At 44.5% G+C, this 20,202-nt stretch carries 14 protein-coding genes and 1 tRNA gene; 2 read left to right on the top strand and 13 right to left on the bottom strand.

Going from position 1 to position 20,202, the window contains the following annotated elements:
- Positions 1 to 3: 3 nt before the first annotated feature.
- The 10 genes from HMPREF9969_RS08080 to HMPREF9969_RS08030 form a co-directional block, all read right to left on the bottom strand.
- Positions 4 to 2,379: a S8 family peptidase gene (locus HMPREF9969_RS08080; protein ID WP_009435335.1), complete on the bottom strand. Its 2,376-nt coding sequence runs from the start codon at positions 2,377 to 2,379 to the stop codon at positions 4 to 6.
- A gap of 3 nt (positions 2,380 to 2,382) precedes the next feature.
- Positions 2,383 to 3,999 carry a hypothetical protein gene (locus tag HMPREF9969_RS08075; RefSeq protein WP_009435313.1) on the bottom strand — a complete coding sequence of 539 codons (1,617 nt, stop codon included), beginning with the start codon at positions 3,997 to 3,999 and terminating at the stop codon, positions 2,383 to 2,385.
- Positions 4,000 to 4,198: 199 nt separating this feature from the next.
- The gene (locus HMPREF9969_RS08070) at positions 4,199 to 5,509 is read right to left on the bottom strand and encodes a DUF4302 domain-containing protein (RefSeq protein WP_009435326.1); all 1,311 of its coding nucleotides are present in this window, start codon (positions 5,507 to 5,509) and stop codon (positions 4,199 to 4,201) included.
- Positions 5,510 to 5,521: 12 nt separating this feature from the next.
- Positions 5,522 to 6,457 (bottom strand): putative zinc-binding metallopeptidase, encoded by a 936-nt coding sequence (locus HMPREF9969_RS08065; protein ID WP_009435324.1) that lies wholly within the window; start codon positions 6,455 to 6,457, stop codon positions 5,522 to 5,524.
- A gap of 22 nt (positions 6,458 to 6,479) precedes the next feature.
- Positions 6,480 to 8,036, bottom strand: coding sequence for a RagB/SusD family nutrient uptake outer membrane protein (locus HMPREF9969_RS08060; protein ID WP_009435320.1), 1,557 nt, complete (start codon positions 8,034 to 8,036; stop codon positions 6,480 to 6,482).
- Between the two features lie 25 nt (positions 8,037 to 8,061).
- The gene (locus HMPREF9969_RS08055; protein ID WP_009435329.1) at positions 8,062 to 11,370 is read right to left on the bottom strand and encodes a SusC/RagA family TonB-linked outer membrane protein; all 3,309 of its coding nucleotides are present in this window, start codon (positions 11,368 to 11,370) and stop codon (positions 8,062 to 8,064) included.
- Positions 11,371 to 12,353: 983 nt separating this feature from the next.
- A tRNA-Met gene (locus tag HMPREF9969_RS08050) sits at positions 12,354 to 12,426 on the bottom strand.
- Positions 12,427 to 12,630: 204 nt separating this feature from the next.
- The gene (locus tag HMPREF9969_RS08045) at positions 12,631 to 13,572 is read right to left on the bottom strand and encodes an HAD family hydrolase (protein ID WP_083835311.1); all 942 of its coding nucleotides are present in this window, start codon (positions 13,570 to 13,572) and stop codon (positions 12,631 to 12,633) included.
- A gap of 442 nt (positions 13,573 to 14,014) precedes the next feature.
- Complete coding sequence (locus HMPREF9969_RS08035) at positions 14,015 to 14,581, bottom strand: RsmD family RNA methyltransferase (RefSeq protein ID WP_009435302.1); 567 nt, start codon at positions 14,579 to 14,581, stop codon at positions 14,015 to 14,017.
- A gap of 41 nt (positions 14,582 to 14,622) precedes the next feature.
- The gene (locus HMPREF9969_RS08030; RefSeq protein WP_009435307.1) at positions 14,623 to 15,438 is read right to left on the bottom strand and encodes a DUF3822 family protein; all 816 of its coding nucleotides are present in this window, start codon (positions 15,436 to 15,438) and stop codon (positions 14,623 to 14,625) included.
- 270 nt (positions 15,439 to 15,708) lie between these two features.
- Here HMPREF9969_RS08030 and HMPREF9969_RS08025 point away from each other — a divergent pair, with 270 nt between their 5' ends.
- Both HMPREF9969_RS08025 and HMPREF9969_RS08020 read left to right on the top strand, forming a co-directional pair.
- A complete protein-coding gene (locus HMPREF9969_RS08025) occupies positions 15,709 to 16,176 on the top strand; it encodes a CidA/LrgA family protein (protein ID WP_009435297.1) in 468 nt (155 codons plus the stop codon).
- Positions 16,173 to 16,922, top strand: coding sequence for an LrgB family protein (locus tag HMPREF9969_RS08020; RefSeq protein ID WP_009435308.1), 750 nt, complete (start codon positions 16,173 to 16,175; stop codon positions 16,920 to 16,922). Before HMPREF9969_RS08025 ends, HMPREF9969_RS08020 begins: the two co-directional genes overlap by 4 nt.
- A 101-nt stretch (positions 16,923 to 17,023) precedes the next feature.
- Here the strand turns inward: HMPREF9969_RS08020 and HMPREF9969_RS08015 are convergent, their stop codons facing one another.
- The 3 genes from HMPREF9969_RS08015 to HMPREF9969_RS08005 all read right to left on the bottom strand — a co-directional run bounded on the left by HMPREF9969_RS08015 (position 17,024) and on the right by HMPREF9969_RS08005 (position 19,907).
- Complete coding sequence (locus HMPREF9969_RS08015; RefSeq protein ID WP_009435303.1) at positions 17,024 to 18,124, bottom strand: Mrp/NBP35 family ATP-binding protein; 1,101 nt, start codon at positions 18,122 to 18,124, stop codon at positions 17,024 to 17,026.
- Between the two features lie 19 nt (positions 18,125 to 18,143).
- The gene (locus HMPREF9969_RS08010) at positions 18,144 to 18,518 is read right to left on the bottom strand and encodes a hypothetical protein (protein WP_009435300.1); all 375 of its coding nucleotides are present in this window, start codon (positions 18,516 to 18,518) and stop codon (positions 18,144 to 18,146) included.
- Positions 18,519 to 18,683: 165 nt separating this feature from the next.
- Positions 18,684 to 19,907: an NAD(P)/FAD-dependent oxidoreductase gene (locus tag HMPREF9969_RS08005; protein ID WP_009435311.1), complete on the bottom strand. Its 1,224-nt coding sequence runs from the start codon at positions 19,905 to 19,907 to the stop codon at positions 18,684 to 18,686.
- Positions 19,908 to 20,202 lie beyond the last annotated feature (295 nt).

Genomic DNA, 20,202 nt, shown 5'->3' with positions numbered 1-20,202 from the left:
AAATTAATAAATGATAATTCGTTTTGAAACTCCGCCTGCTACTTGTACAAGGTACACGCCCTTGCCCCATGAAGTGGCATTAACATCAGCCTCATCGCCCACACACTGCTGTGCATGAACAAGCTGTCCAGAGACGGTATAGACGCGCAAACCAAACTGTTTAGCACCTGCGAGGAATACACGGAATGAACGATCGCCAGTCATGGTGATAACAGGTTCTGTCTTCTCAGCCACTGTCTTCACACCATCAATACCTGCTGCCATCTCACGCAACACCTCTTTTAATCCATCATAAGCATTGAACTTGCCCGCACCCCACTGCACAGGATCGCCTGTATGGAGCACTTTATCATCCTTAACAGCAGTCTGCTGGATAATACGGAACACATCCTCGTACTTCAATCTAGGATTAGCTTGAAGCCAAAGAGCAATGGAACCTGCTACAACAGGCGTTGCCATAGATGTACCTAACGTCTGCGCCCAGTAATAAGTCTTGTTCCCTTTCTTCAACTTACCCTGTAGTCCGGCATCAGTAACACCATTGGCAGGGTCGTCAACGAAGTAGCCATTATAAGAAGAGATGATAGCTGCTGCACCAGGAGCACATATATTAGGTAGGCTTCTGCCGTCAGCAATAGTGCCATAAGATGAGAATCGAGTGGCTTCTCCATCTGGATACTCATCGATACCATTCTTTACATTATAGCCATAGACCCATCCGTCGAGACAAGGCCAGTGTTTGCGAACATTGTAACTGCCCACGCTAATAACATTCTTGGCACATGCCATATCACTAATTGAGCCATTGCGCGAACCTTTGTCGAACTTAGGTAGACCATAGTTATCGAAGTAAACAAACTGTGCATCACCATAGGCATCAATGCGCTGACCGGCTTTCTTGCTCTTAAACAAGAGTCCGAGCTTGTAGTGCCCATCCTTATTTGTGACTTGATTGTCGCTGGTCAGGAACTGAGCCAGGGCGTAGTAACGACCCGTTTCAGGGTCTTTCATTGACGCAAGACCGATATATCCATCGAAAGCCTTTGCGAAGCCAGCATCTGTGGAAGCTCCACTAATAGCATAGTCACCACCTGATGAGATGGTAACGGGCTGACCATTAGTATTGTTCTTAACAGTGTATCGCTTAGCAATAGCCTTTGTTAAACCATTGTAAATGATGACTTGCATCTCGAACTCAGTGGAGTCCTGACTATAAACAGCTACCTGCCCATTACGCAAGTTATAGTAGGTTTTGCTCGTCATCTTAAACTCTCCCTCTGACATTGGGCGTATGAGGGTTTGCTTAATCTGCTCTGGTTGATCGAACTTAGCCGTATATGCCACAGGATAACTAGCTTCATTACCTGCTGCCACACAGATGATTACATCCTTACCACACTCTGCAAGGAACTTATTCATCACACTTGTAGAGTCGTGAGCACCAACGTTACTACCTAAAGAAAGGTTGATAACGCAGGGTTTAGGCTCTTTGCCAGATAACTTCGCATAGTTGACAATGTCGTCAACACCCATTGCGATAAACATATCTTGCAAGTCGCCGCATGAAGCAACAAGCTCTGATTCGGGCGCACAGCCGTAGAATGGATTCGGACCAACAGTCTGGACGGATGTAGAATCAGTCACTCTTTTGGCATAAGTGATGTTCCCACGATAGCCACCAGCCATGATTCCAGTAGTATGAGTGCCATGGAAGCTCTTTTCAGAGTCGGTTGTGAAGTCCTTCTCTATCGAATAAGTCTCATCCTTGTGTGCCATAGTGTCCATCACAGCCTGTGGATAATAATTCTGATAAAGGTAGCCTTCCTTTGTAGCTGTTGACTTTGTTATCTTACTGATGTAACCGAAACGTGTGGTGCCATCAGACTTGAGGAAGTTAATATGGTTAGCCTCAATACTTCCATCAACGATACCCGTCACAACACCTTTACCAGTGTAAGCCTGTGGGAGGTCAAGCCCTTGATGAATCTTGTCGACGCCTATCTCCTTACGCACCACATCCATCTTCTGATACACACGACGTGGAAGTTCCATGCGAGAAACGCACATCAGACTTGCAACACGCTCTACATCAGCAACAGGCAAAGAGACAATTGCGATGTTACCACGCACACGGAGCACCTTTACACCTTCTTCCTCGAGCTTTCGCAAGGCATCATCACCCTTAAACTCAACCATTGCCATGGTTCCTTTTGGCAACGATGTTTGGGGCTCATAAGCACGTGTCCGACTATTGTAAGTAGGTATAGAGGTATTGCGCATACGTAATAACTCCATCTGACTCTGTAGGTCGAGCTTGGACTGACCATGTGCAGTCCAAGCCAAACCAAGGCTTAAAATGGTTAATAAAAACTTTTTCATCAATTATTTGATTATAACTTTCTTACCATTGATAATATATATTCCACGTGGCAACTTGGTCTCATTTACACGTGTTCCATCCAAACGATAAACTTCGTTCTTGCCGTTTGCTGATTGGCGAACAGCCTCAATTCCCGTTGGATCTCCCTTAATATTAATCTCTAAGCGATCGCCATCCTGCAATGTTACCTCATATGAAGTACTATTAGGATAAATACTTGCAACCTTCTGACCATTGAGTTTTACAACCATCGTATTGGCGTCTGCTCCATAGGCAGAGAAGCGGAATGGATTGTCATCAGATGTGAACATGAGAGTGTTATCACCTGTATTCATGGTGATTGCAGAGTGATCGGCACGCTCGAAGTTGAAGCCATAAGGACTTGCAGAAAGGTCATCGATAACAATGGTTGCCTTCTTATCTCTTACAATCTTAGAGGTCTTGATCTCAACATTTGCACCATCGGTCAGATTCAACTGATAAGATCCGTCATAGCTAGCAGATTGTGGAATGCCATCAATCTTGACACTATTAATCTTACAACCAGAAACTGGTTTTAACTCAAAATACTTATTGCGCTCACCAAACTCGATGTTGTTTTCGCCTGCAACAAGGCTGACTACCTTATTTTGATAGCTTTGTCCACGATAGAGAGTGATATTCGCAGGAGTGTCAACAGATACTTTTGCGTGAAGCATAGCATACTTATGTGCCTTCACGTCAATAGTGGTCTCATCTGCAACAAGGTAATCGTAAGAGATTCCATAGATGGTGATTTTCTTACCATTAACCTTTAGTTCGTCTAATGCGTAGTCGTTAGTATTGAAGTTCAAACTAATCTTCTTACCTGCTTTCACTGTGAAGTTGCTAGCAAGGTAATTATTAACTTCTTGTCCATCGACCATCACCTTGGATAGAACTCCCTTAATCGCTTCATCGGAGAAGTTGAACTTTACAGGGCAATCAACATCTGGGTAATTAGCTTGAACACTGACAACTGTGTTAGGAGTGAGCGTCACACGATATTCACCATCATTACTTGGAATATCTTTACCATCTTGTGTCACCTTATATATAGGTGCCCCGCCATAGCTAGCAGAACCTATCATAAGTGTGTTTTCAAGTTGATCTACGAATTTAATAGAGTTATCACCATTCTGCAAAGAGAGGCTTGTTTGGGTTTCAGCCAAGCTAGCACGAACCTTTGAGGCATCATCCACTTTCAATGTAAAGGATACATCACGATACTCTTCAAAAGTACCTGACTCTACATCTACAGATATACCAGCATCAAGGTTGGCAACATAGATTGAGCAGCTCTTATGATAGCTGATAGGCTGGTCAACAGGATCTTCTCCAAGCTTACTTCTCGTCACTCCTAAAAGGAAGCAACCTGTTTTTGCCTCAATCTGAATCGATCCATACTGTGGCACCTTCACAGTATTCTCACCATTTTGTAAGTCTAGTGGCTGACCATAATTGACACGTACTGCCACGCGACTAACATCATCCACGTTAACTGTTATGGCTGTCTCCTTATTGTCTTCACCTTGTGCAAAGGTGTTAACAGACAGGAGTAACATGACAGCCAATAGCATAATAGAGTATAATTTCCTCATACTATTTATTTTTATTGATTATTAATTAGTTCATCTCTTGTATATTTCCTCTTATATTATTAAGCGGCATTTAGACTGCTATTTACTGATTAGGAATAGGTAAGGATAGTAGCAAGAAGAGGCACGCCGCATCTAGCAACGTACCTCCTCTCTGCTTATTTATCTATGAATACCCTATAAATTCCATCTCAATTCGTTCTTAATTAAAGTTGACAAGACTAATTCCCTTATTAAAGACTAGCTTGTAGGTAGGATCCAAAACAGATGTTAATGTTATCTTCGTTGGGTTCTTTGGATCATTGAGCGATACCTCATAAGCTGTTTCCAAACCATTCAGTTTGAAACGAACAAGTACATCATCAAAGCGGAATAACCGCTTAAAGGCACTATAGTTATTGTTTTGTGCTCCATTCAACTTGGCTGTTGCTGGCTCATTAGTGCCTATGAACGTAATGTGATTATCGTCATTTATCTCGTAATCATATACTACTCGACCTCCAGCTTGACCAAACACAGCACCGATAGTGAATACTTCATCACCATCATAAGTACCGATGAACAGACTTCGGAACGGGTACCTATTACCAGAAATAGCACTTGCATAAGCATTTACAGTCTTCCATACATCTACAGTCTGGGAGTTTGTTTCAGTCAAATTGACTGTCCATTGACCAGAGATAAGCGCTTCCACTGGTGAAGGATAGTATGGCATGAGCATAACGGTATTGTCGTTTCTGTCCGCCCACTTGTCATTTTCAGAGTAAGTGAAGTTCCTTACGATCTTATCATGCACTTTCTTTGGTGTAAGCAAGTCCATTCCTTTATTGGTATAGATGAATGGGAGGTCGATAACAACACCATTTGTATCTGTTACCGCAATGACATTATAATCCGTCTTAATGGCTTTTAAAGTGTCATTTCCTAGAACAAGACGATAGCGATCAGAGGTCATCAACGTCTTCATATAGTGTGCATCGGCAATGTAATCACTCCATGTTTGATTCTCAGGCACAGGTGTCATGACGATACGAGCCTCTCCCTTCTTACCTTGAAGAACAATACTATCCTTTGAGCAAGACAACACACGGAACTCAAAGTCGCCTTCGAAGCCCTTACCAGCCTGCCCTACTTGTGCGCCATCGAGCTTTCCAACAGGATCAGAGAATTTGTGGAAAGCTTTATTGAAAGTGTCAAATGAGAGCTGAACACCCTGAGACTGACTTACAGTATAATGTGACTCAGCTTCCGACATATCGGTTTCTTCCATCACTTTCACATTCTCCGCCGTATCGAACTTACAGAATATGTTGTATCCACCATACTGCTCAGCACCATAATAAGCCATTCTCCATCCATTAGGAGCAGAGGCCAAAATCGCCTTTGTATTACTGATTGATTCAGCTATACGATTCGCAGAAGACTTGTCAAAGACACTATCTACTTCAGGTGTACAAGCACCTAGCAGCAGTATTGATGTCAGTGCAAATAATAAACTATATAACTTCTTCATAATCTAAATCTCTTAATTTAATGTTTCAAGATCCAAGCTACTTATCTCGCTCTCACGCCTTAATACAATCTTACGTAACTTATCAATATCAACGCCCCAAGAGTCCATTAGGTAGCTGCGAATCAATGATAACTTAGCGAGAATAGCATTCTTTCCATCTTCTTTACCACCCGCTGCGGTTACAGCCTGTGCCAATCTCTTCTGCCACATCTCGTCTGTATCGGTCACATAACATGCGAATACCTCAGCAAAGTCCTCGTTATATTCACCACTGGCATAGCCTGTAACGAATCCTTCTGCACCTGATTTCAGATTGCTGACATTAACCCAGTCAGATGAATGATACTTGCCCTGAGAAATCGTACGGAAGTCTGTTGAATAGTTCTTGAGCTGCGTTAGGATATGAGCAAACTCATGGTGCATTGTGTGGAAGTATGAGAAATTCAAATCAAAGACGCCCGATGTGTTATAAGGGTCATGCTCCTCAATATAGAGGTTATTAAAGTCAAGGTTGTTAACCTGGAACAAGTTCACACGTACACCACCCTCTGCAAAACCCAAGGTAATTGATCCTTGACCATTGTACTGAGCGGATCCAATGAGCTGAAACTCACGGAAACAATGCTCTTTCAAGAACGTTGGTCCCATTAACTCGGTATATGCGTCCAACCAAACATGCTTGATGATCTTTGCCAAAGCGATAGAACGTTTCAGCTCAGCAGGCGTCACATTATAGCTAAGATTGGAGTTCTGGTCAACGTACTTGTAATTAAATCTAATATTGTAAGGCTCGGTGTAATTTTTATACAACCACTTATCAAAATCGTTCTGATGCTCCGCTGTCTTTGTAGGGAATATTGAATTCCCCTTATCAACGTCATCGTTTGAACAAGCGACAGCCGTTAGCACGAGTACAGCTGCTATAAGCATTAATTTTATATTCTTCATATTATATTACCTCCTTCATCGTTTAGTTACGTGGATTAGCTTGTAGTCCACTATTGATAACATCGGATGGCAACTGTATAGCACCACGTAAATCGCCAGCCACGAAATAGATTGGATCTTCACCATCTATGCGGTGCGTAATCTCAATACCATAGCGTTTAATATCCTGGAAACGCAATCCCTGCTGCCAAGTCTCTATACGACGCATCTGTAAGAGGGCGTAAAGCATATTGGTCTGTGTGCCATCTTCTACGCTAAAGCCTTGTGGATGTAATGGTTTCTTTACACCCATCTGTGCATCCATCATCACCTTTGCAGGAACTGTTGAAAGCCCATTAAAGAAGCTGTTGATTGATGCCTCGGTCAGAGTAGGACGTGTTGCAGAACCCACAGTCTCCTCTGTGTGTGATACAACCCACGCATTCATATCAGCCAAAGCTGCTGTGTAATTCTTCAACAAGATCTCTGCCTCTGCACGTACCAATAGCGTTTCATCAGCCGTCAACACAGCATCCAAACTATGGACATAGCCTGTCGTCTTTGCAGCATTGGTGTACTGTATCTCGGACATAATCTTTGGGAAGAACGTAAGCTGTGTATTACCATAGAGCATACGAGACTGATACAGCGTGTTATTCTGTGAGCCTCTACCCCATGGCATAGGTGCCCAGAAGAGTTCTTTCTCTACCAATAACTGTGCAAAGTTAAAGCGGAGTGCACCCGAGCTGATCAACCGTCCCAATGAAGAGTAAGCTGTTTGAAGCATGTAATTAGCCTTCTCACTTGAACTAATGTAGGCATTGTGGATATCTATCGAACCACTGAGTGTCTTATAATGTGCCCAATTACGCAAATCAGCTGATGGTGTTGAACCCAACGACTTAGTAGCATAATCGATCGCTTTCTGCCACTGTCCATAATAGAGATTGAAGCGAGCTGCGAAGGCATAAGCCGCCCGACTGTTGAAGTGATACTTAGGAGCTGTCAAGTAACTATCGTCCAGTAACGGCAGAGCTTCTTCAATGTCTGCATTGATATTCTCGTATAGTTGCTTCAAAGTTCCACGTTCGTTAACAGATACTCCAGGCTCCTTTGGATAAGGGAGACCTAAGTATTGGTCGGCTTTCGTACCATCGTATGCCATACAGAAGATGTTTGAAAGGCGGAACATTGTCCATGCTCTGCACAACAAGGCTTCTGCACGTACTGGTGAAGGATCGCGATCTTTCACCTTACTAAGGCTTGCTAACACCTCGTTGGCATGCCCTACTGCGAGGTAAGAATTATTCCACACGCTGCGTGGATCATCATTTTCTGTGGTCGTAACAGGCTTCCAGCGATAGACTTCACTTTGGTTCGTTTGATACAAGAAAGTCTTACCATTATCCATGACGTTATCGCTACTCCATTCCATTAGAAAGGCTGGAGAACCCTCTGCATAGGCTGAAGCTACGAGCTTCTTAGCTTTCTCAAAGGTATTAACCTCTGCTCGATCATCAGGCAACTTATCTAGGAAGTCGTTGCAAGAGGATAGGGCAATAAGTCCTAATCCAGCAAGCAGTATATTTAAATTCTTCATGTTCTTGTCTATATATAATAATGTGTTAGATGCCAAGACGCAATGTCAAGGTGAACTGACGAGGTGTTGGAAGAGCCACACCACCTGCATTCATAAACTCTGGGTCTTGTCCGTTGAGCTTCTTATCAGTGTAGATAAGGAAGAGATTGGTTGCTTGGAGCTTCAAACTGAGCGCACTCAATGACAAGTGACGAATCAGTTGTGCAGGGAAGTCATACGATAGTGAAATCTCTTTCATACGGATGAAGTCGCCCTTTGCAATACGCTCGTTCGAATAGTTATAAGCGTTATAAGCACGATTGAGGTAACCATCCTGCTGCAGAGTACGTAGGTCGGCAATAGCAGGGATAGTGGTTTTCTCTTCATCACCAGCCTTTGTCCAACGGTTGCGGAACTCCTTAGGCATAGCCAACATATCGCTATAGCTTGTGCTAAAGAACGGATCCAAACGAACCTTATTACCAAAGGCATAGGTCATAAAGAAGCTCAAGTGCCATCCCTTATAACTAAAGGTATTGTTCAAAGAACCGGTAATGGTTGGGTCAGTTGGACCTTCATACTTCAAGTGAGTGAGGTCATAACTCTGGAAGTCAACGTCACTTGTAGTCAATTTACCATCTTGATTGATTACCTGAGGGATACCATCTTTATTCAAACCTTTGAAGTCGAAAGAGAAAAGAGCACGATAAGGATAACCCACCATGGTAAATCCTGTACCTGAAACCATCGACATAATACGTGAACGACTATCGAGTGATGTAACCTCAGTCTTTACGTGTGAGAAGATGAAGTCGGTGCTCCATTGGAAGTTCTTCTTCAATATGTTCTTGCTTGAAATAGATAGTTCTTCACCATGAGACTTCATAGATGCAACGTTAGCATACTCTATGATTGAACCCTTTGTACCATTAGTTGTACGTGGACCAATGAGGTCGTAGTTGTTACGAGTGTACCAATCGAAGACTACATTCAAGCGATTATTGAAGAAACCAAGGTCTGCACCAATGTTAAACTCATGCTTCTTCTCATAGGTCAGATCCTTATTTGCGAACTGACTGATATATAAACCTGACTCCTGATCGACAGCGAATGGACGCCAGATGTTGGTACTGCGGATAATTACCTGTGAGTTGGTAATAGCTGGCTTATCACCTGTCAATGAGTAAGATGCACGAAGAGTAGCGTGAGTCAAAGAGTTCTTAAATGTCTGTTGGAACCATGGCTCCTCATGTACATTCCATACTCCTGATACGTTCCAAGTAGGCAACCAACGTGCAGAACGTGCCTTACCCAATCGGTTACTACCCTCGTAACGGGTGGTGAAGTTAGCTGCATAGCGTCCTTTCCACGAGTAGTTAGCTGTACCAAAGAATGAAACGTCACGCATATAGCTGTTGCTCAACTGGTAATAGAGGTTACCATCTTCCACTGCCTGCTTGAAGTAGTGGTAGTCGTAACTAGGAAGGTAACCCATATCATACTGCATGCCGACACCATCGTAAGCACTTTGTTTACGAACAATGTTGTTGACTTCCATACCACCATATAGGTTTACAATGTGACGATCATTAAAGACATCATTGTAACTAGCCGTTGCACGGAAGTCCCAACTATTCATCTTATACTTTGTCTCATTGTAGAAACCACCCTGAGGAAGCACTGAGTACTTCAGAGAGTTAGGTAGGTCAGGGTCTTGATAGAGCCATGGATTGTTGTCACGGATAGTGGCATCATCCATAGCACGATAAGCCATTGCCATGTTAGAACGCTCGCGAACCTGTGAAGCCTGCGTCGTTGTAGAGAACTTATAAGCACCGAGTACAGCAAGTGTAAGTTTAGTGATAGGCTTATACTTCAACTCTGCTTGCACCTTCATATCGAGCACATCAAAATCGAGGAAGTTGTTGTTAAGCTCGTTATGGATGTTGAATGGAGCATAATTACGTACGTAATATGCCTCTGGATCCAATGCTCGTGAAGCATTCATTGCGTATGAGAACGGGTTGATATCGAAGTTTCGACTCACCGCACCAGACGTTGGATCAACCTCTTGATTGAATGATCCTGGGGCGCGTTGCTTACGATATGAGGTGTTACCAATTAGGTTTAACGACACCTTCTTATTGATATTGTAGTTCGCATTAATTGAATATGTCATACGTCTAACCTTGCTCTGCTCGGTCCATCCTGGGTCATCCATGAATGAGAAAGAGGTGTAGTATTGAGCCTTGTCAGTACCTGAAGACATAGAGACAGAGTGGTTCATTGAAACCGAGTTAGTAAACAACTCGTCAAACCAGTTAGTGTTTCTCATCTCCGCCTCACGCAGGTAAGCATTCATAGCATCCTCTGTGTTGGCAAGACCAAACTTGCCTGTGCTTGCGTTGTAGCTGTTGATGAGATTGTACATCTTACCATAGATACCACTTGTGGCAGCACGAAGTGTACGAGAGAAGGAGAACAATCCGTCTGCAGCCATCTCTTTGTAAACACCCATCTGCTCCTGTGAGTTCATGATATTAAACTGTGAGTAACTAGGACGAAGACGCATAGTATACTCGCCAGTGTAGCTTATTCGGTTACTTCCTGCTTTACCTTTTTTGGTCGTAACTACGATGACGCCACCCATTGCACGTGCACCATATATAGAGGTGGCAGAACCATCCTTCAATATCTGGAAGCTCTCGATGTCATCGGCATTGAGTCCTGCAATAGCCGAAGAAATCAATGTTGCAGCATCACCTGATGATAGGTTGTCGGCATTCACCTCAGCTACATCGTCCATGATGACGCCATCTACAACCCAAAGTGGTTTAGAAGATCCATAGATAGAAGTGGCACCACGCACACGAATCTTCGGTGCTGTACCAAAGGTACCAGACACGTTTTGAACGCTGACACCTGCTGCACGACCCTCCAAAGAGCGACTCACATCAGCCACACCATCGAGTTTTGCCTTCGAAGCATCAATCTTTGTAGCTGCACCAGAGAACAATCTCTTGTCCTGTTGGGTCATACCTGTAACGACAACCTCCGTGAGTTGGTGGTTATCATTGGTCAGTGTGACCTTCATACCATCCTTAGGTGTGACGGTCTGAGTGGTCATTCCAATGTAACTAACTACGAGTTTCTTACCTGCAGGAACGTCAAGTGAGAACTTACCGTCTATATCGGTAACAGTTCCAGTCGTCGTGCCCTGTACCATGACAGAGGCTCCGATGACCCCTTGACCATCGTCCTGAGAAACTACGATACCATTGATTCTTGTCTGACCAAACGCTGTGCCGATGGACAGCAATAGCCCGAACAAAAATAAAGCGAATCTTTTTTCCATAGATCTCTTTTACTTAACTGAATTTTATATAGTGATACTTTCTTTCATTACGTCAACTCTGTACACTGACAGAAAATAGTCTTCTCGAACACTTCTTTGTGTCATCTGTCTTTATGCAGGACACCTTATTATATATATAACAAGTAACAATTTGTTATGTAATCGTGCCTTTTAAACATTGACAGAACCTATGTCTACAAATTTAGGGAATGTTTAGATTAAATGCAAGAGATTCACATAAAAAATTACAATCAGCACTTACTTTTGTTTAAAACATTAATATTTATAATCTAATAATGCGTTTTTACTGCAACTATATGCACTTTTTTTAAACGAAGAGTGTACGCAATACAAGTTTCAATTCGTAACTATCTCCATGCTTAGAAGTGTGTGTGTACATAAATCGAAGGCGTTATTTTTATTTAAGAAAAAGCCTCCCCAAGCCCCTCCAACAGCCTCACCCCCAACCCAACTACAGCCTCTCCCCCGTCCATCTACAGCCTCTCCCCCAACCCCTCTCCGAATGGAGAGGGGAGTGAAGACTGCTAGTAGGATGAGAGAGGATGGTTAGCAGGAATAGAGGTAATTGTGTTTTGGAATTAAGGAAACAGCCTCACCCCCGTCCCCCTCTCCGAATGGAGAGGGGCGTGAATACTACTAGTAGGATGGAAGAGGATGATAAGTGGGAATAGAGGTAATTGTATTTTAAAATTAAAGAGACGCCCTTCTGCAATCGAGAAGGGCGTTTCTTCGTTATGAAGAGAGCCTTTCTTCACACCAACGAAACGCCCCTTTCATTTGCAAACAATAGTCTTCACTCCCCTCTCCATTCGGAGAGGGGTTGGGGGTGAGGCTGTAGATGGCTGGGAATTGGGCTTGTAGTTGGGTCTTTGTTGGGCTGTAGCTAGGCTACCATAAGGCTTTCCCTTCCCCCAAAAACAAACTTAGGAACCCTCGAATGAGGATTCCTAAGCGATGAAAAGTTGCGGGTGCAGGACTCGAACATGCGACCTCCAGGTTATGAGCCTGGCGAGCTACCAACTGCTCCAACCCGCGATATTAACCAGAGAAACTCACTAACTATGTTAGTATCTATCCTGAATTGCGTGTGCAAAGGTACTACTTTTTATCCGAACTACCAAATAATATTGGAAAAAATATCACTTTTCTCTTATCTTTCCAGGCTTTTAAAGCGGTTTTGAATGTCTCTTCATACCTAAAAAACAAGAGTTTCGCTGACTGCAGATAGTATTTTTCTACCTAATTTCCAGTACTATTTAGGGCCACCACTGGGAGCAAATTATTCGCCATGAGATACCGCTCAAGCTGCTTGATGTCGCTTATCACTCGTTCAGCACCTGCCTTTTCGAGACTCTCACGACTCCCATTTCCACAACTGACGCCGATGGTGTGCACACCAGCATGGCACCCCATAAGGATGTCAAACTCGGTATCGCCCACGACAACTGTTGCCTCGGGACGGACATCGAAATGCTCCATAGTAACTAAAACGGACTCTGCATCGGGTTTATGATGTTGCACATCATCCGAACCAATAACGTACTGGATGTAAGGACTAAGCCCTAGGTCGTCCACCAAACTAGACAATGTTCGATGGCAACGACTACTGGCAATCGACATAAGGAAACCCTTTTCATGCAATCGTTCCAGCGTTTCCTTCACCCCAGGGAAGAGCGTCACAGCCCCCTTAACATTCTTCTCGTCGAAGATACGGCGGTAGGTTTCCTCACACTTGTCAGCCTCCTCATCGGTCAAGGTCATTATACTCGTGAAGCACTCACGGAGCGGAAGTCCGATGGTACTAGCGAATTGCTCACGTGTTGGAGAGGGCAGTCCGAGTTCGTCAACAGTGGCAAGCATGGTGTCAGTAATGAGTTTCTGCGAGTCGCCAAGCGTACCATCAAAGTCGAAAATCACCAATTTTATCCTTCCTCCCTTGACGTTCTTGCGTCTCAGTCTGCGCTTCAGTCGCTTGTAGCCCTCCACTCCTAAGATGGTAATTCCACTATATTGAAACAGCTTCGCAATGCCGAAGAACACTGCCCATAACACACCCTTTGCACTCGTTGAGAGGGGTAAAAGCATTTGAGCAAAGGAGATAATATAAAACGGAATACACATCAGAAGAACGATAGTACCCGTTCTGAAGGATAGTCCTTGTAGCTTCGTTTTTATAGACATAATACTGAATTGATTTCTAATTGAGGCTACAAAGGTACACATAAAATTGTGTTTCTATCATGCAAAAGGAATATTTCAATATGGGAGAAGAAGCCTTACCACCAACCTATACAGGCTTACCACCAGCCCATCTACAGCCTCACCCCCGCCCCCTCTCCGAATGGAGAGGGGAGTGAAGACCATTGTTTGCAGATAAAGGGGGCGTCTCTTTGATGCAAAGAAAGGCTCTCTTGGATACGAAGAAACGCCCTCTTCAAAATGAAGAAGGCGTTTCCTTGTTTTTAGTTCTTCTGTTCCAGCTAACGAGGCACAGCCTCGCTACACAGAAACTATATTACACGGGCATTCTGGCACAGCCTTATATCAAACAGAACTAATCATAATTTTGAATTGTGAACTTTGAATTTTGAATTAAAGAAAAGCCTCCCCTAACTCGCTCCCGTTAGGCAACATCCCCTCCTTCGGAGGGGCTTGGGGAGGCTTTAAACAGCGTGAAATTAACGCTGCCATAGCTTCGGTGCTCCAGAAAATGGGGGTGTGACGAGAAGTCGTTATGCTTTCCATGCTCGAAAACGAAGAGTCCATCGGGCGCAAGAAGGTCTTGCGAGAAGATGAGATCAGGGATGGTTGGCAGCTCTGGGAGGGCATAAGGAGGGTCAGCAAAGATGAAATCGAATTGCTGATGACAGCTCTTTATGAATCGGAAGACGTCGCCCTTGATCAATACATGTTCATTGGCACCTATCTTCTCCATGCACTGTGCGATGAAACGAGCATGGTCTCTGTCCTTTTCCACACTAACTACTTCCTTGCAGCCACGCGATAGTAATTCCAGAGAAATGCTCCCCGTACCCGCAAAGAGATCGAGTGCTACCGTCTCATCCCAGTCCAGATAACCATTGACAACATTAAATATATTCTCTTTAGCAAAGTCCGTTGTGGGTCGTGCCTTGAATGTGCGAGGGATGTCAAAGTGCCTTCCCTTATATTTTCCCGTTATGATTCTCATTCGTTATGTAGTATTGTTATCTTGTGAAGTCGTTGTTTTGATTAATCCAGATAGATGGCTTTGATATCGTAAGGAATATCTTTCCTTTCTGCCAAGGCATGATGTTGTGCGAAGTCATCCGCCTGCTCCACCACGCGAGAGAAGCGCAGATACTTAGCCAGTTCATCAGTGAGCAGCTCCGCTTGTGGCATATCTCCAATCAACAAGAGTTCGTCTTGTTGAGTATCCAAACCCGTCAACTTCCATATATATAATAGGTAGTAGAGGGCATCTTGGGCGTTTTCTGTTTCGTAAGTATTGGCAAAGCGAAATCTATTCTGCTGAAAGCTAAACACTTCCATACGCTTTTCATGGAAATAGGCATATAACTTTCGGCGTGCTCCAGCGTATGTTCTACGATAGAGATGCGTCCAGACAGGGCACATCAAAGGCTGTATGCGTATGTCTTCGAAGTGATCCTCGATAACGAGCCTCAAGTCTTTATTCATTGAGAACACCGTTACCACATTCAGTTCCTTTAGTTGGTAAGCAAGCACCTCATCGTTCCCCTTGTGATGAAAGGTGTGATAATAAAGCGTATCCACATCCTGCGTTTCATACTCCTCAATGGGCATGAGCATAACAGGAGAGTCCATCTGAACAAGCACCCGTTTGTATCCACTCTGCAAGAGTTCCGATGTTCTGAATGCGTCCCGAAGGTTAGCAGCCACCGAGATACCCGTATTCATTTCATAAGGTTCGTATGCCAAGACACCATTCTCTTGTGGGTCTCCAACGGAGAAGGTCATGTTATTACGACCAATCCTTATGGTTAATCGAAGTTTCTTATCGGATATCTTGTTATCAATCTCAGTCATTCTGATGGGGACATAAACGTTTTTAAAATATCTGCAAACTTACACAATTTATTTTGATTATGGTCGTTTTCTTCTTGATAAATGTCATCTACTTGCCCTCCAAAGGCTCCTTTCTGGGCTAGATAAGTGATAAGCTGGTTAAAAAGATATACCTTTGCAGCCACTTTTCTGCACTCTGTCAGATGATTATTCAGCGTTAAATGCTGTCATTGATATTACATCTTTTCTAAATGGCAATACAGTTTTTTTGTTATCTTCGGATGCCTTGCATTGGGAGAGCTTATCGTATGGGCGACAGGAGTTAAGCTGCCGTCCAGTATCATTGGTATGTTGTTTCTCACCTTATTCCTTAAGTTGGGATGGGTAAAACTTAGTTGGGTTGAACACTTATCGGAGCTTCTTATCGCCAATCTGGGCTTCTTCTTCGTTCCACCTGGGGTGGCGTTGATTCTTTATTTGGACCTGATTGAGAAGGAATGGTTCCCTATTGTGACGGCAACTATCGTCAGTACGGTGCTCGTGCTAGTAGTTACTGGGCACATGCACCAGCTTGTTATCAAACTAGAACGTCGAATGATAGCACTCGACTTACTACATCATCGTGCCCATAAGAGGCAGGCGGAAAAGATGAAGGAGATACTCAAAGAATATGCAGAATACACCGAGGAGGAACAGATTCTCACGACTGAAGCCTTGCAAGGAAAGGATATTATGGATGAAAAGGAGGCTAAGTTATGATTTCAATTGACCAAACCATCAATCAGACGGTGAACCTCATTCAGGACGGACGAGACATCTTCTCTAATCAATATGTTATCCTGACGCTCACCTGCGGGACGTTCTTTTTGATCAAACGACTACAAAAGAAGACAGGCTGGATGCTGTTAAATCCCATCCTTATAGCTATCATTCTTATCATTATATACTTAAAGGTAACGGGTGTTCCCTTTCAAGTGTATAAGCAAGACGCACAGCTCATTGACTTCTGGTTGAAGCCTGCGGTCGTAGCCTTAGGGGTTCCTCTTTATTTACAGTTAGACGCTATCAAACGTCTTTGGTTGCCCATTGTTCTGTCGCAGCTAGTGGGCTGTTTGGTTGGAATTGTGAGTGTTGTCACAGTTGCCAAACTATGTGGTGCATCGGATGTTGTCGTGTTGTCAATGGCAAGTAAGTCGGTCACAACCCCTATAGCAATGGAGGTTACGCAGAGCTTGGGAGGTATTCCTTCACTCACAGCTGCCGTTGTTGTCATCACAGGTATTATAGGAGCTTTGGTTGGATTCAAGGCTTTGGCGATTGGACATGTGCGTAGTCCGATAGCTCAGGGACTATCTATGGGCGCTGCTTCTCACGCTGTTGGCGCATCCACGGCGATGGCTTATAGCAGTAAATATGGCGCATTTGCCAGTCTTGGAATTACATTAAATGGTATCTTCACTGCGCTCTTCACCCCTTCTATCTTGCACTTCATCGGGGTTTCGTAAGGGCTGAACGAAATAAAAGAAAGTCTCACTAAGATTTCTATATACGATAGATTTCTTAGTGAGACTTTCTTTTTTTCATGCTTCAAAGGCGTTATCTCGCCTTAATTCTTTACCTCAACAATCTTCGTTGGGGCTTGTTCTTTATTCCGTCTGTTGACTACTGTCACCACAGACTGCGCCAGACTCAAGAACGCCTGACCGGTCACGGTGTCTACTTGAGAGGCTGCCGGTGTACCTTTATCGCCGTTTTCACAAATGCTCTGAACGATTGGTATCTGTGCAAGTAACGGACAGTTGAGTTCTTTCGCTAGGTTCTTACAGCCGTCCTTACCAAAGATATAATACTTATTCTGCGGTAGTTCGGCTGGAGTAAACCATGCCATGTTCTCTACCAAGCCTAAGATTGGAATGTTAACCTTGTCGTTTCGGTACATATCAATGCCTTTTCTCGCATCGGCAAGGGCTACACTTTGAGGAGTGGAAACAATCACTGCACCTGTAATTGATAGTGTTTGCATCAGTGTCAAGTGGATATCACTGGTCCCTGGAGGCGTGTCGAGGATGAAATAATCAAGCTCTCCCCAATCGGCATCAGCGATGAGTTGTTTCAAAGCTGACGTCGCCATGCCTCCTCGCCACAGCGTTGCTGTATCGGGATTAACGAAGAATCCGATGGAAAGAAGCCGCACGCCATACTTCTCAACAGGCTCTATTAGCTGTCTACCATCCTTCTCAACGCCATACGGACGGACGTCTTCTACACCGAACATCTTAGGCATACTCGGACCGAAGATGTCGGTATCGAGCAGTCCTACCTTATACCCTAAGCGGGCTAAAGCGATAGCTAGATTGGCAGAAACGGTGCTCTTTCCCACTCCACCTTTACCCGAACTAACGGCAATGATATTCTTCACTTGTGGCAACAACTTGCCTACCTCTGGGCGAGGTGCACTCTTGAACTCGGTTTCGATGGTCACTTCTACGTCCTTCCCCACCGAGTAGTGAATCTGCGCCTCGGCTGCTTTAAGGGTCGACTTGAGGAACGGGTCGGTCTCACGAGGGAATATCAACGTGAGCTTTACCTTGTTTCCATTAATACTCGGAGTATCTGCCAGCATCTCACTCTCTATGAGATTCTTCTTCGTCCCGGGGTAGATTACCTTCTCCAGGGCGTCTGTTATCAATTTTGGATATAGTGTCATAATAAATTAAATGTCTATTTCAAGATTCACAATCAACCGCTTTAAAGGCATCCCATTCAGCCATTGCTTGCTTCCAATCGGTCATCTCGCCCGACTCTATCGCACGTCGTTCAGCCTCCACCTTATCGCGTTCCTTATCACGAGCACGCTTCGCCTTCATATCCGCAATAGTAGCATCATCGAGTATCTGGATGGCTCCGCGGTCGATAGCCTCATAGAGTTCGGCTTCACCGAAAGCCTTACCAGGCACATTAAAGTCGGATATGTTAAACTCAAATAGCGTTCTGAGGTCATGCCGAACGAGCTTTTGTTTGGCTCTGTTACCCGCATTCTTCAATCGAAGTAGCTTCGCTATCTGTTTTATTTCGCTGTCTGCAAACTTATTTCTACCCATAGTTTTTATTTGTAAGAAAGCTCCGCTCACCAGCCCCTGTTCCTCCTTTCATCTCCCTGTGAAGCCTAGGAGGGTGAAAGAGGGAGATAGTGTGGGATGTAATTGATTATGCGAAGTTACTAAAAAGATTGTGAAATCACAAGTTTTCTATCATCTTTCAACGTATTACTGACGCCCCACAACAACCCCCATAGTCCATGCCGCTTGCAGGTTGAAACCGCCTGTTATGGCATCAACATCCAACACTTCACCTGCAAAGAACAGTCCTGGACAATGCTTACTCTCGAGGGTCTGCGCATGAACAGACGACAGACTCACACCGCCACAGGTGACAAATTCGTCACGAAAGGTGCCCTTTCCAGCAATAACATATTGGTCGTTGGTCAGCGTCTCGACAATTCTATTCATCGTCTTACGCCCTATCTCCGCCCAAGGTTTGCATGTCTCAAGCCCTAATTTACTGATGACATAAGTCCACAAACGCTGTGGAAGACAGAAAGGGTGCAATGTCCCAATCTGTTTCCGTGGGTTCTGTGCCTGCAAACGGAGCAATTCCTCCTCCACTTCCTGCCGTTTCCTCTCGCCCGTCCAACTGATGGCTAGGGGCGAATGGTAGGCTTTCTCTGCCAGAAAACGGGCTGCGTAAGACGATAACTTCAGTGTGGCAGGACCGCTAACACCCCAGTGTGTGACCAACAATGCGCCCACGGAGCGCATTTTAGAGCCTGGTATCGACATCACAACAGGGTCGACAACGGTTCCCATGAGGTTGCAGAACGCCTTATCTCGTATGTTGAACGTGAAGAGAGAGGGCACGGGTGGCTCAATGGTATGCCCTAGTTCGGCAAGATAAGCTAGTCCACGTGCCTGCGGCGAACCGCCTGTTGTGATGATAACACGCTGGAATATGCGATGAGAACCCTGTTGGAACGCTAACTGCCAACGCCCATCCTCCATCTGCGTAAGTCCTGTCAGACGGGAACGGCAGCAGATGGTTACACCCAACCGAGTGGCTTGTCGTGTTAAACAATCCATCACTACGTGCGAATCCTGCGCCTTCGGAAAGACGCACTCATCATCCTGCGTCACCAAAGGAACGCCCCGTTGCTCGAACCATCGATAAGTGTCTTCATGATTAAAGGTGCTCATCAAGCGTTTCATCAGCTTGTGTCCACGTGGATAAGCCTGCTTTAAATCAGTGATGCGAGCGAAACTGTTGGTCACATTACAGCGTCCGCCGCCTGTCACCTCCACCTTTGCTAGCACCTTCAATGCCCGTTCGAAGATGGTCACCCGAGCCTCCGGATGTGTTTCCTTTGCCGTTATCGCTGCCATGAATCCAGCTGCTCCTCCACCGATAACAGCTATATCTAAATCTGTTTTAAGCATACTTATTCAATTCTAAATATAATGTTCAAAGAATCTAACGCCCCCACCCTCTCTTCGAAGCGGGGCTTTCCTCGTATGAAGGAGAAGCCTCCCCAAGCCCCTCCGAAGGAGGGGATGTATTCCCCCAAAACGCTTCTTTCTATCTAAAAGAGCCTCTCCTTCATGTGAAAAGGGCGTTTCTTCGTTATGAAGAGAGCCTTTCCTCACACCAACGAAACGCCCTCTTTATCTGCAAATAATAGTTTTCACTCCCCTCTCTATTCGGAGAGGGGACGGGGGAGAGGCTTTCCTTTAT

This window comes from Prevotella sp. oral taxon 306 str. F0472, assembly GCF_000257925.1.
Taxonomy (GTDB): Bacteria; Bacteroidota; Bacteroidia; order Bacteroidales; family Bacteroidaceae; genus Prevotella; species Prevotella vespertina.
Note: the sequence above shows the minus strand (reverse complement) of the source record. Positions and strands in the feature narration are given on the sequence as shown.